General features: G+C 69.2%; 13 protein-coding genes and 5 tRNA genes. 6 read left to right on the top strand and 12 right to left on the bottom strand.

Annotated features, from left to right (window positions below; genetic code table 11):
- Positions 1–111 precede the first annotated feature (111 nt).
- The 3 genes from ACH4TV_RS29120 to leuC form a co-directional block, all read right to left on the bottom strand.
- Positions 112–342 carry a hypothetical protein gene (locus ACH4TV_RS29120; RefSeq protein WP_398403191.1) on the bottom strand — a complete coding sequence of 77 codons (231 nt, stop codon included), beginning with the start codon at positions 340–342 and terminating at the stop codon, positions 112–114.
- 287 nt (positions 343–629) lie between these two features.
- Positions 630–1,223, bottom strand: a complete 594-nt coding sequence (leuD, locus tag ACH4TV_RS29125; protein WP_398403193.1) for a 3-isopropylmalate dehydratase small subunit — start codon at positions 1,221–1,223, stop codon at positions 630–632.
- Positions 1,224–1,229: 6 nt separating this feature from the next.
- A complete protein-coding gene (gene leuC, locus ACH4TV_RS29130; RefSeq protein WP_398403195.1) occupies positions 1,230–2,660 on the bottom strand; it encodes a 3-isopropylmalate dehydratase large subunit in 1,431 nt (476 codons plus the stop codon).
- Between the two features lie 190 nt (positions 2,661–2,850).
- On the opposite strand from leuC, the gene ndgR reads away from it, so the two are divergent.
- Positions 2,851–3,567 (top strand): IclR family transcriptional regulator NdgR, encoded by a 717-nt coding sequence (gene ndgR / locus ACH4TV_RS29135; protein ID WP_055517819.1) that lies wholly within the window; start codon positions 2,851–2,853, stop codon positions 3,565–3,567.
- A gap of 186 nt (positions 3,568–3,753) precedes the next feature.
- Here the strand turns inward: ndgR and ACH4TV_RS29140 are convergent.
- From ACH4TV_RS29140 to ACH4TV_RS29165, 6 genes are all read right to left on the bottom strand, one after another.
- Positions 3,754–3,826, bottom strand: a tRNA-Glu gene (locus ACH4TV_RS29140).
- 44 nt (positions 3,827–3,870) lie between these two features.
- Positions 3,871–3,942: transfer RNA gene (locus tag ACH4TV_RS29145), tRNA-Gln, on the bottom strand.
- A 19-nt stretch (positions 3,943–3,961) separates the two neighbouring features.
- Positions 3,962–4,034 (bottom strand) — tRNA-Glu (locus ACH4TV_RS29150).
- Positions 4,035–4,096: 62 nt separating this feature from the next.
- Positions 4,097–4,169, bottom strand: a tRNA-Glu gene (locus tag ACH4TV_RS29155).
- 48 nt (positions 4,170–4,217) lie between these two features.
- A tRNA-Gln gene (locus tag ACH4TV_RS29160) sits at positions 4,218–4,289 on the bottom strand.
- A 91-nt stretch (positions 4,290–4,380) separates the two neighbouring features.
- A complete protein-coding gene (locus ACH4TV_RS29165) occupies positions 4,381–5,112 on the bottom strand; it encodes an HAD family hydrolase (RefSeq protein ID WP_398403197.1) in 732 nt (243 codons plus the stop codon).
- A 36-nt stretch (positions 5,113–5,148) separates the two neighbouring features.
- Between ACH4TV_RS29165 and ACH4TV_RS29170 the strand changes: the two genes are divergently transcribed.
- Positions 5,149–5,433 (top strand): hypothetical protein, encoded by a 285-nt coding sequence (locus ACH4TV_RS29170; protein ID WP_398403199.1) that lies wholly within the window; start codon positions 5,149–5,151, stop codon positions 5,431–5,433.
- Between the two features lie 109 nt (positions 5,434–5,542).
- Here ACH4TV_RS29170 and gltX read toward each other — a convergent pair whose 3' ends face one another.
- From gltX to ACH4TV_RS29185, 3 genes are all read right to left on the bottom strand, one after another.
- The gene (gene gltX, locus ACH4TV_RS29175) at positions 5,543–7,027 is read right to left on the bottom strand and encodes a glutamate--tRNA ligase (protein WP_398403201.1); all 1,485 of its coding nucleotides are present in this window, start codon (positions 7,025–7,027) and stop codon (positions 5,543–5,545) included.
- Positions 7,020–7,796, bottom strand: a complete 777-nt coding sequence (locus ACH4TV_RS29180) for a fumarylacetoacetate hydrolase family protein (protein ID WP_398403203.1) — start codon at positions 7,794–7,796, stop codon at positions 7,020–7,022. The genes gltX and ACH4TV_RS29180 overlap by 8 nt, the downstream gene beginning before the upstream one ends.
- 196 nt (positions 7,797–7,992) lie before the next feature.
- On the bottom strand, positions 7,993–8,181 hold the full coding sequence (locus ACH4TV_RS29185) for a hypothetical protein (RefSeq protein WP_398403205.1): 189 nt from the start codon (positions 8,179–8,181) through the stop codon (positions 7,993–7,995).
- A 609-nt stretch (positions 8,182–8,790) separates the two neighbouring features.
- Between ACH4TV_RS29185 and ACH4TV_RS29190 the strand changes: the two genes are divergently transcribed.
- The 4 genes from ACH4TV_RS29190 to ACH4TV_RS29205 all read left to right on the top strand — a co-directional run bounded on the left by ACH4TV_RS29190 (position 8,791) and on the right by ACH4TV_RS29205 (position 14,159).
- Entirely contained in the window at positions 8,791–12,669 is a 3,879-nt protein-coding gene (locus ACH4TV_RS29190; protein ID WP_398403206.1) for a nitrate- and nitrite sensing domain-containing protein, read from the top strand.
- 9 nt (positions 12,670–12,678) lie between these two features.
- The gene (locus tag ACH4TV_RS29195) at positions 12,679–13,092 is read left to right on the top strand and encodes a roadblock/LC7 domain-containing protein (RefSeq protein WP_044471908.1); all 414 of its coding nucleotides are present in this window, start codon (positions 12,679–12,681) and stop codon (positions 13,090–13,092) included.
- Positions 13,093–13,201: 109 nt separating this feature from the next.
- Positions 13,202–13,600: a DUF742 domain-containing protein gene (locus ACH4TV_RS29200; protein ID WP_006375303.1), complete on the top strand. Its 399-nt coding sequence runs from the start codon at positions 13,202–13,204 to the stop codon at positions 13,598–13,600.
- Entirely contained in the window at positions 13,581–14,159 is a 579-nt protein-coding gene (locus ACH4TV_RS29205) for an ATP/GTP-binding protein (protein WP_164418474.1), read from the top strand. Before ACH4TV_RS29200 ends, ACH4TV_RS29205 begins: the two co-directional genes overlap by 20 nt.
- The last annotated feature ends 78 nt before the right edge of the window (positions 14,160–14,237 follow it).

A 14,237-nucleotide genomic window follows, 5' to 3' on the forward strand; every position in this document is an offset into this window, starting at 1 on the left:
ACGAAAGTGTTCAAGCTTTTTCGCACGTTAGGCAGATATATACCGCAAATCAAACACGAAACGGGCTAATCACCCTTGTGCCGCAACGAACTCGGGCTGTCACGGAGTTCCTCAGTGGTCCTCGTCGGGGAATCGACCCTCGTCGAGGTCCGCCGTGAAGCGTTCCAGCCGCCTTGTCGCGTCGGCGAGATCGTGCTTGGCCGCGGCCGTAATGACCAGCAGCTTCCGGGTCAGCGCCATCCGTACGCCCTCCGGGACTTGCAGTGCGCGCACTCTTGTGTGCGCTTCCTTGAGTTGGGCCGCGACCGCCGTGTAGAGCTCGAGTTGGCCGTCGTGTTCCATGCACAGATTGTGCCATCTGGGGCGAGTTGTCGCCTGCGCAGGGGGCAACTGCCGCCTCAAACGGCCTTCCGCGCCCACTCCGGTGTCGCGGTGTCAAGACCCGGGTACCCCGTCAACACCCTTTCTAACATGGGAAGTTGAGACGGCCCGGTACGGCACGGGAGAGGCCCTGGAGGCAGAAACAGCTGTACCCCCAATCGTGGCGATCGGGGGTACAGACGGGGTGTCGCGCTGGCCGAAACCCTACTTGCGAAGAGCTTCCGACTCAGTCCTCGTTCAGTCCTTGTTCAGACTTTGAGCGTCCAGGGCTTGTACGAGGGCCGCTTCGCCTCGTACGAAGCGATCTGGTCCTCGTTCTGAAGGGTGATGGAGATGTCGTCCAGCCCGTTCAGCAGCCGCCAACGGGCGTTCTCGTCGAGCTCGAACGCCGCGGTGATGCCCTCGGCGCGCACCTCGCGGGCCTCCAGGTCAACGGTGATCTCGGCCTGCGGGTCGTTCTCCGTCAGCTCCTGCAGCGCGTTCACGATCTTCTGCTCCAGAACCACCGTGAGCAGGCCGTTCTTGAGCGAGTTGCCGCGGAAGATGTCGGCGAAGCGCGACGAGATCACGGTCTTGAAGCCGTAGTTCTGCAGCGCCCAGACGGCGTGTTCGCGCGAGGAGCCCGTACCGAAGTCGGGACCGGCGACGAGGACCGTCGCGCCCTTGCGCTCGGGCCGGTTGAGGATGAAGTTCTCGTCCTTGCGCCAGGCCTCGAACAGCCCGTCCTCGAACCCGTCCCGCGTGACCTTCTTGAGCCAGTGAGCAGGGATGATCTGGTCGGTGTCGACGTTGCTGCGCCGCAGCGGGACGGCCCGGCCGGTGTGCGTGGTGAATGCTTCCATGGCTGATCAGACTCCAGCGGGCGTACGGGCGTCGGCGTCGGACAGGTCGGCCGGGGAGGCCAGGTGGCCCAGTACGGCCGTCGCGGCGGCGACCTGCGGCGACACCAGGTGCGTACGGCCGCCCTTGCCCTGCCTGCCCTCGAAGTTGCGGTTGGAGGTGGACGCGGAGCGCTCACCGGGGGCCAGCTGGTCGGGGTTCATGCCCAGACACATCGAGCAGCCCGCGTGCCGCCATTCGGCGCCGGCCTCCTTGAAGACCACGTCCAGGCCCTCGGAGACGGCCTGCAGACCGACCCGCACCGAGCCGGGGACGACCAGCATCCGTACGCCGTCGGCGACTTTGCGGCCCTCGACGATCGCGGCGGCGGCGCGCAGGTCCTCGATGCGGCCGTTGGTGCACGAACCTACGAAGACGGTGTCCACCTTGATGGAGCCCAGCGGCTGACCGGCCTCCAACCCCATGTATTCCAGGGCCTTTTCGGCGGCGAGGCGCTCCGATGCGTCTTCGTACGAAGCGGGATCGGGGACCGACGACGAAAGCGGCGCGCCCTGGCCGGGGTTGGTGCCCCAGGTGACGAACGGCGCGAGCGCGGCGCCGTCGATGACGACCTCCGCGTCGAATTCCGCGTCGTCGTCGGTGCGCAGCGTCTTCCAGTACTCCACCGCCGCGTCCCAGTCCGCGTCGGCGGGGGCGTGCGGACGGCCCTTGAGGTACTCGAAGGTGGTCTCGTCGGGGGCGATCATGCCCGCGCGGGCGCCGGCCTCGATCGACATGTTGCAGATGGTCATCCGGGCCTCCATCGAGAGCTTCTCGATGGCGGAGCCGCGGTACTCCAGGATGTAGCCCTGGCCGCCGCCCGTACCGATCTTCGCGATGATGGCGAGGATCAGGTCCTTGGCGGTGACGCCCTCGGGCAGTTCGCCGTCGACCGTGATGGCCATGGTCTTGGGGCGGGCCAGCGGCAGCGTCTGGGTGGCCAGCACATGCTCGACCTGCGAGGTGCCGATGCCGAACGCCAGCGCGCCGAAGGCGCCGTGCGTGGAGGTGTGGGAGTCGCCGCAGACGACGGTGGTGCCCGGCTGGGTCAGCCCCAGCTGCGGTCCCACCACGTGGACGACACCCTGCTCGACGTCGCCCAGCGGGTGCAGCCGTACACCGAAGTCGGCGCAGTTCTTGCGCAGCGTCTCCAGCTGGACCCGGGAGACCGGGTCGGCGATGGGTTTGTCGATGTCGAGGGTCGGGGTGTTGTGATCCTCGGTCGCGATGGTCAGGTCGAGACGCCGCACCGGACGCCCCGCCTGACGGAGGCCGTCGAAGGCCTGCGGGCTGGTCACCTCGTGCAGCAGGTGCAGATCGATGAAGAGAAGGTCGGGCTCGCCCTCGGCGCGCCGGACGACGTGATCGTCCCAGACCTTCTCCGCGAGTGTCCTACCCATCGCTTTCCCTCCGGCCGGCCTGTACGGGCGCCGGCCCAACTAGAGATCCTGTGGTGGCGACCGCCCGTACCCCTCGTCCGGACACCCACCGCCGGGCCCGTTGGTCGGCGGGCCACTGTGTCTTCCAGAGTGGCGCGTTCCACCGGAAAATGAACTTGCGTTTCACAGAGTGAGACGCGAGTATCGTTTCATGGACAACAGTAGCGGCGTCGGCGTTCTGGACAAGGCAGCCCTTGTCCTGAGCGCTCTGGAGTCCGGTCCGGCCACCCTCGCGGGACTGGTCGCGGCGACTGGACTGGCACGACCCACGGCACATCGTCTCGCCGTGGCCCTGGAACACCACCGCATGGTGGCGCGCGACATGCAGGGCCGGTTCATTCTCGGCCCCCGCCTGGCAGAACTGGCGGCGGCGGCGGGCGAGGACCGCCTCCTCGCGACCGCCGGCCCGGTGCTCACCCACCTCCGCGATCTGACGGGCGAGAGCGCGCAGCTCTACCGCCGCCAGGGCGACATGCGCATCTGCGTCGCCGCGGCCGAGCGCCTCTCGGGCCTCAGGGACACGGTCCCGGTCGGCTCGACGCTCACGATGAAGGCGGGCTCGTCGGCCCAGATCCTGATGGCGTGGGAGGAGCCGGAGCGCCTGCACCGCGGCCTCCAGGGCGCCCGCTTCACAGCGACGGCACTGTCCGGCGTACGACGCCGGGGCTGGGCCCAGTCCATCGGCGAGCGCGAACCGGGCGTCGCCTCGGTTTCGGCCCCCGTGCGGGGCCCGTCGAACCGGGTGGTGGCGGCCGTCTCGGTCTCCGGCCCCATCGAGCGGCTGACCCGCCACCCCGGCCGCATGCACGCCCAGGCGGTCATCGACGCCGCGGGCCGCCTCTCGGAGGCCCTGCGCCGCACGAGCTGACACCCAGGGCACGAACGCCAGGAGAGAGCCGGCCTCAACGCCGCGGCAGGCCCTCACCGGCAGGCATCGTTTCCATCAACTACTCCCTGCGCGAAGGCATGTTGGCGCCCGGCAGGCAGATCAACACGACGGGGAAACGCACGGTGGCCCCCCGCCGAAGCGAAGGGCCACCGTGACTGACGTACGTACCCCCGACCGGATTCGAACCGGCGCTACTGCCGTGAGAGGGCAGCGTGCTAGGCCGCTACACAACGGGGGCGAGGATCTTGCAAGCGGTTGAAACTACACCGCCGCAGATCCGAGCTGGTCTACCTGGACTCGAACCAAGAATGACGGTACCAGAAACCGTAGTGTTGCCAATTACACCATAGACCAAGGCATTTCAAGTAAAGCGTACCCCCGACCGGATTCGAACCGGCGCTACTGCCGTGAGAGGGCAGCGTGCTAGGCCGCTACACAACGGGGGCCCTAGCGATCCTGCATGAAGGTCAGCGGGTGCGACCCGTACTGACCCTCCGGGAAGGATCTGTACCCCCGACCGGATTCGAACCGGCGCTACTGCCGTGAGAGGGCAGCGTGCTAGGCCGCTACACAACGGGGGCTTCTGTGGAGTTGATCTCCACGGGTGCAGATTTGAAGCAATCTGCGAGCTGGCCTACCTGGACTCGAACCAAGACTAACGGAACCAGAAACCGTCGTGCTGCCAATTACACCATAGGCCACTGGAACTCAAGCCCTTGCAGGGATCTCGTTCTAGCGTGCGCCTCCGGTTCCTGGCCTGTCGGGCCGCTCTCCGGTGGCGCAGGAAGAACATTACCTGAAGGTGGACGGCGCTCCAAAACGGGTATCGGCGCCGAGGATCGCGGGAAGTTCGGCGAGGGAGGCGATCCGATGCGTGCCCGTGGGCGCCTGTTCCGCGTCGCCGAGGCCGTCGCGGTCGATCCACACGGACAGCATTCCGGCGTCGGCGGCGCCCTGCCCGTCGATCTCGGGGTGGTCACCGACGTACGCCACCTCGCGCGGGGGCAGGTTCAGAGCGGTACAGGCCGCGTGGAACGCCTCGGCGTCCGGCTTGGAGAAGCCCAGCTCGGCGGCGCACAGGATCGCCTCGAAGCGGTCGTGGACGCCCAGCACGCGCAGCTTGCGGTCCTGCACGCGGAGGCTGGAGTTGGACAGCACCCCGTGCCGGTGACTGGCGGCGAGGAGGTCGAGGGCGGGCAGTACGTCCGGGAAGAGCGCCCAGGCGGCCTCGTAGTGCCCGATGTAGCGGTCGAACCAGGCGTCGGCCCCGACGTCGGTCAGTTCCTCGCCCAGGAACATCCGCACCCGTTCGCGGCGCTGCCCAGGGAAGTCGATCTCCCCCGCCGCGAACCGCGCCCACTGCCTGTCGGTGACCTGCCGCCAACGCACTAGGGCCTGCTCGACGGTGTCATACCCGTCGAGCAGGCCCTCGGCCACGAGCTGCTCCCGCATGCCGGCGCGGTCCGCCGTGGTGTAGTCGAAGAGGGTGTCGTCGATGTCCCAGACCACGGCTCGGATCGTCATGACACCGACGGTAGCGCGGGCTGGCACACTGGGTGCATGAGCGAGTACCGAGTCCAGTTCACCGTCGAGGCCCGTGCGGCCTACGACGGCCTGCCCGGCGAGCGTCGAGCCCAGCTGGACAAAGCGGTGCGGATACTGTCGCGTGACCCCTTCCGCAAGGCTGCGACAGCACAACTCGGCCCCGACGAACATCTACGGAAGGCGTATGTGGCCCCCGGCGTGATGCTGGAGTACATGGTCGCGGGGGCCGTCATGGTCATCGTCGTACTGGAGATCTTCGACGAGTTCACGTACCTGATCGACGAGAACGACGCCGTGTGAACCGAACGTTCGAGGGGCGGGGCCCCCCCCCCCCCGGGGGGGCCCCCCCCCGGGGGGGGGGGGCCCCCCCGGGTGGGGGGGGGCCCCGCCCCTCGCGTGTGTGTGGGTGTTACGCGGCCAGCTTCGCCAGTGCCGCGTCGATACGGGCCAGCGTCTTCTCCTGGCCGAGGATCTCCAGGGACTCGAAGAGCGGGAGGCCGATCGTGCGGCCGGTGACGGCGACGCGGACCGGGGCCTGGGCCTTGCCGAGCTTGAGGCCGTGGGCCTCGCCGGCGGTCAGGACGGCCTCCTTCAGGGACTCGGGGGACGTCCAGTCGGCCGCTTCCAGCTTCTCCCGAGCCGTGCGGAGCAGCGCGTCGCTGCCCTCCTTCATCGCCTTTGTCCAGGACACCTCGTCGGTGGCCGGCTCGGGCAGGAACAGGAAGTCGACGTTGTCCGTGATCTCCGAGAGGACCTTGAGACGGGTCTGGGCGTGCGGGGCGATCGCCTGCCACTTCGCCTCGTCGAAGTCCTCCGGCGACCAGGGCGCGAAGGGGGCCCGGAGCCAGGGTGCGCAGCGCTCCGTGAAGTCCTTCACGTCCAGCAGCCGGATGTGGTCGGCGTTGATCGCCTCGCACTTCTTCAGGTCGAAGCGGGCCGGGTTGGGGTTCACGTCCGACACGTCGAAGGCGGCGACCATCTCGTCGATGGAGAAGATGTCCTGGTCCGCCGAGAGCGACCAGCCCAGCAGGGACAGGTAGTTGAGCAGGCCCTCGGGGAGGAAGCCGCGTTCCCGGTAGAGGTTCAGGGACGACTCCGGGTCACGCTTCGAGAGCTTCTTGTTGCCCTCGCCCATCACGTACGGCAGGTGGCCGAAGGAGGGGACCTGCTTCGCGATGCCCAGCTCGATCAGTGCCTTGTACAGGGCGACCTGGCGCGGCGTCGACGACAGCAGGTCCTCGCCGCGCAGGACGTGCGTGATCTCCATCAGCGCGTCGTCGACCGGGTTGACCAGCGTGTACAGGGGCGCGCCGTTGGCTCGTACGATCCCGTAGTCCGGGACGTTCTCCGGCGTGAATGTCAGTTCGCCGCGGACCAGGTCCGTGAACGTGATCGTCTCGTCGGGCATCCGGAAGCGGACGATCGGAGTGCGGCCCTCGGCGGTGTACGCCGACACCTGCTCGTCGGTCAGGGCGCGGCAGTGGCCGTCGTAGCCGGAGGGCCGGCCGGCGGCGCGAGCGGCGTCGCGGCGGGTGTCCAGCTCCTCCGTGGAGCAGTAGCAGTGGTAGGCATGGCCGGCCTCAAGAAGCTTGGCCGCGACCTCCCGGTAGGTGTCCATCCGCTGCGACTGGCGGTACGGGGCGTGCGGGCCGCCGATCTCGGGGCCCTCGTCCCAGTCGAAGCCGAGCCAGCGCAGCGAGGACAGCAGCTGCTCGTACGACTCCTCGGAGTCGCGGGCCGCGTCGGTGTCCTCGATGCGGAAGACGAACGTGCCGCCGGTGTGGCGGGCGTACGCCCAGTTGAACAGCGCCGTACGGACCAGGCCCACGTGGGGGTTACCGGTGGGCGACGGGCAGAACCGTACTCGGACGGCGGGGTCGGGTGCGCTAGCCACGCTTGACAACCTTGTTGGTGAGAGTGCCGATGCCTTCGATGGTGACGGCGACCTCGTCGCCGACGGTGAGCGGTCCGACGCCTGCCGGGGTGCCCGTGAGGATCACGTCGCCGGGGAGCAGCGTCATGGCCTCGGTGATGTTGACGATCAGGTCCTCGATGGAGTGAATCATCTCGCTGGTGCGGCCCAGTTGGCGTTGCTCGCCGTTGACCGTGAGCTGGATCGTCAGGTCGGACGGGTCGAGGTCCGTCTCCACCCAGGGGCCCAGCGGGCAGCTGGTGTCGAAGCCCTTGGCCCGCGCCCACTGCTTCTCACGCTTCTGGACATCCCGCGCGGTGATGTCGTTGGCGCAGGTGTAGCCGAGGATGACGTCCTTGACGCGTTCGCGCGGGACCTCGCGGCACATCCGGCCGATGACCACGGCGAGTTCGGCCTCGTGGTGCAGGTCCTCGGAGAAGGAGGGGTACTGGATCACGTCGCCGGAGCCGATCACCGAGGTGGACGGCTTGAAGAAGGCGAACGGGGCGTCGGGCACCTCGTTGCCCATTTCCCTCGCGTGCTCCGCGTAGTTGCGGCCGTAGGCGACGACCTTGTTGGGCAGCACCGGCGGCAGCAGCCGGACCTTGTCGAGGGGAACCTTCGTGCCGGAGAGCTCGAAGTCGGCGAACGGGATGCCCTTGATGATGTCCAGGACTAGCTCGTCCGGCTTGTCGCCCTCGACCGCGCCGAAGGCGACGTTCCCGTCGATGGAGAATCTGGCGATGCGCACGGGATTCCTGCGCCCCTCTGCTGGTCCGGAGTCTGACGCTCCAGGCTAACGCGCCCGGGGGCGGGCGCCTCGCGCAATAAGTGAGGGCGCCCATGACCTTCGTACGGCCGGGAACCGGGTACGAGGGGCAGAGGCGCCCTTGACACAGAGAGACTCACAGGGTCCGCCCTGAGTAGCCGGGCGGTCGTCGCGCGTATTACTCCGCGACGAGGGCCGCGACCGGGGCCTCCATGAGGATGGTGCGGCGGGGGTTGGCGGTCTGCGTGGGGAGGTCGACGGAGTGTTCCGGCTGCTCGACGGGCGTCAGCTCGTCGGCGTCCGTCAGGTGCGCCAGTGTCGTGCGCCGGGGGTTGGCGATGTTGCGGAACATCGTCGTCGTCTTCACTGTTGTTTTCCTCGACCCTGTCGTGTCCGGGCGCCCGGCAGGCCTGAGAGCCGCCGTCCGCGCGCGGGTTGTCGGATGTGCCACCTCTGTAAAGCGTCAGGCTAAACATGCGATTCCCCGGGGAAGTCACGGAGACCCCGTGAACCCCGTGTGAGTTTGCTCACGAATCCATGGGCAAACCGGTCAATTCCGGCCCCCACTCCCCCCTTACGAAACGGACATTGCTTCACTGAAGCCCTCATTCCGCTCCTGATCATGGCGACCTGGACACCGTGACTATCCCCGCGACTCGTGGGAATTGGTCCGCTATGTACCAGATCGCCTTCTACGCCTCGTGACGCATCGCTCACAAGGCGTCATCGTCGTCACACCGTGACCCATTGGCCTTGTTGGAGATCCGGCACTGTGCTGGAATTCCTCGAACCGCCGCGGGATGACGAGCCGGCGCACAGGGGGCGCGAAGCAGCGCCGAGTGGCGGCACGTTAGGGGGAACCAGCGCCGGGTTACTCACGACCACCATGGGGGGCGTATTTCAGGGCGCCCCCTATACGCCGACACCGTCCGTCCGTTCACGCGGAAGGGCGCCTGGTCCAGAGGTTGCGACGCTAGTGCAGGGACGTTTCAAGAGGGATGGCAGCGCTTCGGCGGAGCCGGAGCCACACAACGGAGCCGGTAACGGTTCCTCCCCCCAGCACGCCCAGAACGCGGGCCAGGCAGCTCTGTCCGGCGACAACGGCGAGCGGGCGGCGCGCCTCGGCAGTGGTGCGCCCGGTGGAGCCGGCAAGGGCACGGCCACCGGTGCGTCCGCGCCCGCCGCGCCGCCCGTGAAGCCCCCCACGGGGTCGAGCGGCCCCGGCTCGCGAATAGCGCTGCGCAACTGGCGCATCTCGACCCGTCTGGTCTCGCTGCTCGCGCTCCCCGTGGTCGCCGCGACCTCGCTCGGCGCGCTGCGTATCAGCGACAACATGGACGACATCCAGCAGCTCGACAACATGCGGCTGCTGACCGACATCACCAAGCAGGCGACCGAGCTGTCCTCCGCGCTCCAGGAGGAGCGCGACCAGTCGGCCGGTCCCCTCGCGAACAACGCGCCGGCCAGTGACATCGGCATCAAGGGCGTCCGCGACAAGGTCGACCGGGCCCGCGCCAACTTCATCGACGGTGCCGAGGAGATCGACGCCGCGAGCAAGACCGGCAACCTCCAGGGCGTCCGCGAGAGCCTCGTGGGTCTGGTCAGCGAGCTCGGCGACATCAACGAGATCCGCAGCAACGCCTACGCGTCCGAGGACAACTCGACGCAGACGATCGAGTCCTATCACCGGCTGATCACCCATCTGCTGGAGCTCTCCCAGGACATGGCGGAAGCCACCAGCAACCCGGAGATGATCACCCGCACCCGCGCCCTGGCCGCCTTCTCCTCGGCCAAGGAGTACGCGTCCGTGCAGCGCGCGGTCATCGCGGCGGCGCTGCCCGCGGACAACAAGTCGATCGGCGACCTGTCGGAGAACGACCGGCTGTACGGCGACTCCGCGCTGAACAGCCAGGACTCCGAACTCAAGAGCTTCATCAGCATCTACGGCTCCGGCGCCGAGGATCTCCTCAAGTCGATCGACGAGGGCAACCCGACGATCACGGCCGCCGACCTGTACGCCAGGCGCATCCTGGAGAGCAGGGACGGCATCCAGGGGCTCCCGAAGCGCTCCTACAAGGACTGGGTCGACGACGACTCGGCGAAGATCCAGCAGATGAAGATCATCGAGATCACGCTGCTCAGCCAGATGGAGCAGAAGGCGCGTGAGCTGCGCAACGAGGCCGAGCGGGAAGCGATCATCTCCGGTGCGCTGATCCTCCTCGTCCTCGGTGTCTCGCTGGTCGGCGCCTTCGTCGTGGCCCGCTCCATGATCCGCTCGCTGCGCCGCCTCCAGGACACCGCGACCAAGGTCGCCCAGGACCGGCTGCCCGAGCTGGTCAAGCAGCTGTCCGAGTCGGACCCGCAGGACGTCGACACGTCCGTCGAGTCGGTCGGTGTGCACTCCCGGGACGAGATCGGCCAGGTGGCCGCGGCCTTCGACGACGTGCACCGCGAGGCCGTACGGCTGGCCGCCGAGCAGGCGCTCCTGCGAGGCAACGTCAACGCGATGTTCACCAACCTCTCGCGCCGCTCCCAGGGCCTCATCCAGCGTCAGCTGTCGCTCATCTCCGAACTGGAGTCCCGCGAGGCCGACCCGGACCAGCTGTCCTCCCTCTTCAAGCTCGACCACCTCGCGACCCGCATGCGCCGAAACGGCGAGAACCTGCTCGTTCTCGCCGGTGAAGAGCCCGGCCGCCGCTGGACCCGCCCGGTCCCGCTGGTCGACGTGCTCCGCGCCGCCGCGTCCGAGGTGGAGCAGTACGAGCGCATCGAGCTGTCCTCCGTGCCGACGACCGAGGTCGCCGGCCGCGTGGTCAACGACCTCGTGCACCTGCTCGCCGAGCTGCTGGAGAACGCCACGTCGTTCTCCTCCCCGCAGACGAAGGTCAAGGTCACCGGTCACGCGCTGCCCGACGGTCGCGTCCTGATCGAGATCCACGACACCGGCATCGGCCTCTCGCCCGAGGACCTCGCGGCGATCAACGAGCGCCTCGCGGCACCGCCCACCGTGGACGTCTCCGTCTCTCGCCGCATGGGTCTGTTCGTGGTCGGCCGCCTCTCGCAGCGCCACGGCATCCGGATCCAGCTGCGTCCTTCCGACTCCGGTGGCACGACCGCGCTGGTCATGCTCCCCGTCGATGTCGCCCAGGGCGGCAAGAAGCCCGCTCCGGGCAAGCCCGGCCAGGGTGGCGCCCCCGTGGGCGGCCCCGGTGCCGCGCAGGCCGCCGCCGGTGTGGCCGCGGCCCGCCGGGGCGGTGGCCAGGGTGCTCCCGCCGGTGGCGGGCTCCTCGGCGCCGGTGGTGCTCCGCGCGGCCAGGTCGGTTCCGGCCACGGTCCGCGGGCCGCGCTGCCCGGCCGGGACGCGGGCGGTCGCCCGGGTGCCCCGGGTTCGGCGCCGCGTGGACCGCAGGGTCCGGGCGCCCCGCAGCAGGGCGGCAGGCCGGCTCCGGCCGGTGCGGGTGCGGGCAGCTTCGGCGGCCAGGCTCCCGGCGCTCCGCAGGGCATGCAGGCCGCGGGAGCCCCGCAGGGCTTCGGCGACGGACCGGGCGCACGCCAGGGCCAGGACGCCTTCGGCAACAACAGTGGTCGTCAGGACGCCTTCGGTGGCGGCTCGCGCGGTCCCGTACCGCCGCAGCGCGCCAACAACGAGCAGGGCGGCGGGCGCCGTCCGCAGCTCCCGCCGCGTGGCGGTGCGCGTCCCGAGCTGCCCGGTGGCAACGCGCCGGCCCGTCCGAGCTGGAGCGACGAGAACGCGCAGCCGCCGGTCTCGCGGGCCTCGCTGGACACCCCGCGCGGTCACGAGGAGCCGGACTCCACCTCACGGATGCCGCGCATCGACGACCGGCAGGGCCCCGGCGCGACGTCGGAGATGCCGGCGATCCCCCGCATCGACGATCTCCAGGGCCCGGCCGCCCCGTACAACGCCCCGCGCCCGGGCGGCCCCTCGGACACGGGTCAGTTCCCCCTCCCCGACTTCGGCGGCTCGTCCTCCGACACGAACGGCCAGCAGAACAACGGGCAGTTCGTCCGCTCGGACGTCTTCGGCACGCCGCCCGCCGGGCAGCAGAACCCGCAGAACAACGGTCAGTTCGCGCCGCCCTCGTACAACGGCGGCTCGACGGGCCAGTTCCCGGCGCCGAACGGGTACGACGGCAGCTCGACCGGCCAGTTCCCCGCGCCCACCGGATTCGACAACCGGGGCCCGGTGCCGCGCCGCCCGCAGGACCCGTCGTCCACCGGCCAGTTCGAGCGTCCGCAGTCGGGCGCGGGCCGTGGTCCCGCCGACTTCGGCGGCTCCCGTCCGCCGGTTCCGCCGCGCCCGCCGCAGCCGGAGGCGCTGCCGCCGGCGAGCGGTCCCGGTGACGGACGTACGCCTCTGTACGACACCCTGGAGACCAACTGGTTCCACGGGCAGGGTCAGCAGGGGCAGCCGCAGAACGGCCGTCCGCAGGCCAACGGCACCAGCAACGGCAACGGCAGCAGCAACGGTTCGGCCGTCTCGCAGCCTTCCTCCGCGCCCACTCCCCCGCGTCCGGCGACCGCGCCGGCCACGACGGGTTCCTGGCGCTCCTCGCCCAACGACGAGCTGGTGAAGCAGGCCGAACGGGTCCGCCAGCCGGCCGCCGGTGGCGTCACTACTTCCGGCCTTCCGCGCCGGGTCCCGCGTGCGAACCTCGTACCGGGTACGGCTCAGCAGCAACCGCACCAAAGCGGTCCGGCGGTCTCGCGTGCGCCTGATGACGTGCGCGGCCGGCTGACCAATCTCCGTAGGGGCATCGCCCAGGGTCGGCAGGCCGGCAACGGCTCCGACCAGACGGGCAGCTTCCCCAGCCCCACTCACCAGCAGGAGCGTTAGTTGAGCCAGATGAGCCAGGCGGCACAAAACCTCAACTGGTTGATAACCAACTTCGTGGACAACACCCCCGGTGTGTCCCACACCGTCGTCGTGTCCGCCGACGGTCTCCTTCTGGCGATGTCGGAAGGCTTCCCCCGAGACCGCGCCGACCAGCTCGCCGCCGTCGCCTCCGGGCTCACCTCGTTGACGGCCGGGGCATCCCGGATCTTCGAGGGCGGCACGGTGGCCCAGACGGTCGTCGAGATGGAGCGGGGCTTCCTCTTCCTCATGTCCGTCTCGGACGGATCGTCCCTGGCGGTCCTCTCCCACCCGGACTGCGACATCGGCCTCGTCGGCTACGAGATGGCGCTGTTGGTCGACCGGGCGGGCGCAGTGCTCACTCCGGATCTGCGCGCCGAACTACAGGGCAGTCTGCTCCACTGACCGCTCCGGTTCCACCCGCCTCACGAAATCACCGTCCGGCCGCCACAAAGCCCGCACCGGCCCCTGTCAGACGGCACGACTGACCGACGTTGTCCCGCCCGGAGGACTCATGACCCCGCCCACCGCCTCTCATGATCCGTACGCTCATACGTACGAGGACGAGGGCGACCAGCCGCTGGTAAGGCCGTACGCCATGACCGGCGGCCGGACCCGGCCGCGCTACCAGCTCGCCATCGAGGCGCTGATCAGCACGACGGCCGACCCGGCCCAGCTGATGGGACTGCTCCCCGAGCACCAGCGCATCTGCCACCTGTGCCGCGAGGTCAAGTCGGTGGCCGAGGTGTCAGCGCTTCTCGCCATGCCGCTCGGTGTGGCGCGCATCCTCGTCGCGGACCTCGCCGAGGCCGGACTGGTCGCCATCCACCAGCCGGGCGGCGACGAGAACAACGGCGGTGCACCAGCGGTGACACTGCTCGAAAGGGTGCTCAGTGGACTTCGCAAGCTCTGACGGGGGCCGGGCGACCACCACCTCCGCGAAGATCGTGGTCGCGGGTGGATTCGGCGTGGGCAAGACCACGTTCGTGGGCGCCGTCTCGGAGATCAACCCGCTGCGCACCGAGGCCGTCATGACGTCCGCCTCGGCGGGCATCGACGACCTCACGCACACCGGGGACAAGACCACCACCACGGTGGCCATGGACTTCGGCCGCATCACCCTGGACCAGGACCTGATCCTGTACCTCTTCGGTACGCCGGGTCAGGACCGCTTCTGGTTCATGTGGGACGACCTGGTACGCGGCGCGATCGGCGCCGTGGTGCTGGTCGACACCCGCCGGCTCGCGGACTGTTTCCCCGCGGTCGACTACTTCGAGAACAGCGGCCTGCCCTTCGTCATCGCCCTCAACGGCTTCGACGGGCACCAGCCGTACAACCCCGAAGAAGTGCGCGAGGCGCTCCAGATCGGACCGGACGCCCCGATCATCACGACGGACGCCCGGCACCGCTCGGATGCGAAGAGTGCGCTGATCACGCTGGTCGAGCACGCGCTCATGGCGCGTCTGCGGTAGCACAATTCGGCTATGCCGTACGGCAGTTGTCGTAGATACACCGGAGTCGGCTGTGTCCTTTGACACGGTCGGCCCCGG

Origin of the sequence: Streptomyces sp. NPDC020898 (genome assembly GCF_044333925.1) — a bacterium.
GTDB lineage: Bacteria > Actinomycetota > Actinomycetes > Streptomycetales > Streptomycetaceae > Streptomyces.

Coding starts and splice junctions, on each gene's coding strand:
- ACH4TV_RS29120 (WP_398403191.1), bottom strand. CDS start 342: ATGGAACACGACGGCCAACTCGAGCTCTACACGGCGGTCGCGGCCCAA.
- leuD (WP_398403193.1), bottom strand. CDS start 1,223: ATGGAAGCATTCACCACGCACACCGGCCGGGCCGTCCCGCTGCGGCGC.
- leuC (WP_398403195.1), bottom strand. CDS start 2,660: ATGGGTAGGACACTCGCGGAGAAGGTCTGGGACGATCACGTCGTCCGG.
- ndgR (WP_055517819.1), top strand. CDS start 2,851: ATGGACAACAGTAGCGGCGTCGGCGTTCTGGACAAGGCAGCCCTTGTC.
- ACH4TV_RS29165 (WP_398403197.1), bottom strand. CDS start 5,112: ATGACGATCCGAGCCGTGGTCTGGGACATCGACGACACCCTCTTCGAC.
- ACH4TV_RS29170 (WP_398403199.1), top strand. CDS start 5,149: ATGAGCGAGTACCGAGTCCAGTTCACCGTCGAGGCCCGTGCGGCCTAC.
- ACH4TV_RS29195 (WP_044471908.1), top strand. CDS start 12,679: ATGAGCCAGGCGGCACAAAACCTCAACTGGTTGATAACCAACTTCGTG.
- ACH4TV_RS29200 (WP_006375303.1), top strand. CDS start 13,202: ATGACCCCGCCCACCGCCTCTCATGATCCGTACGCTCATACGTACGAG.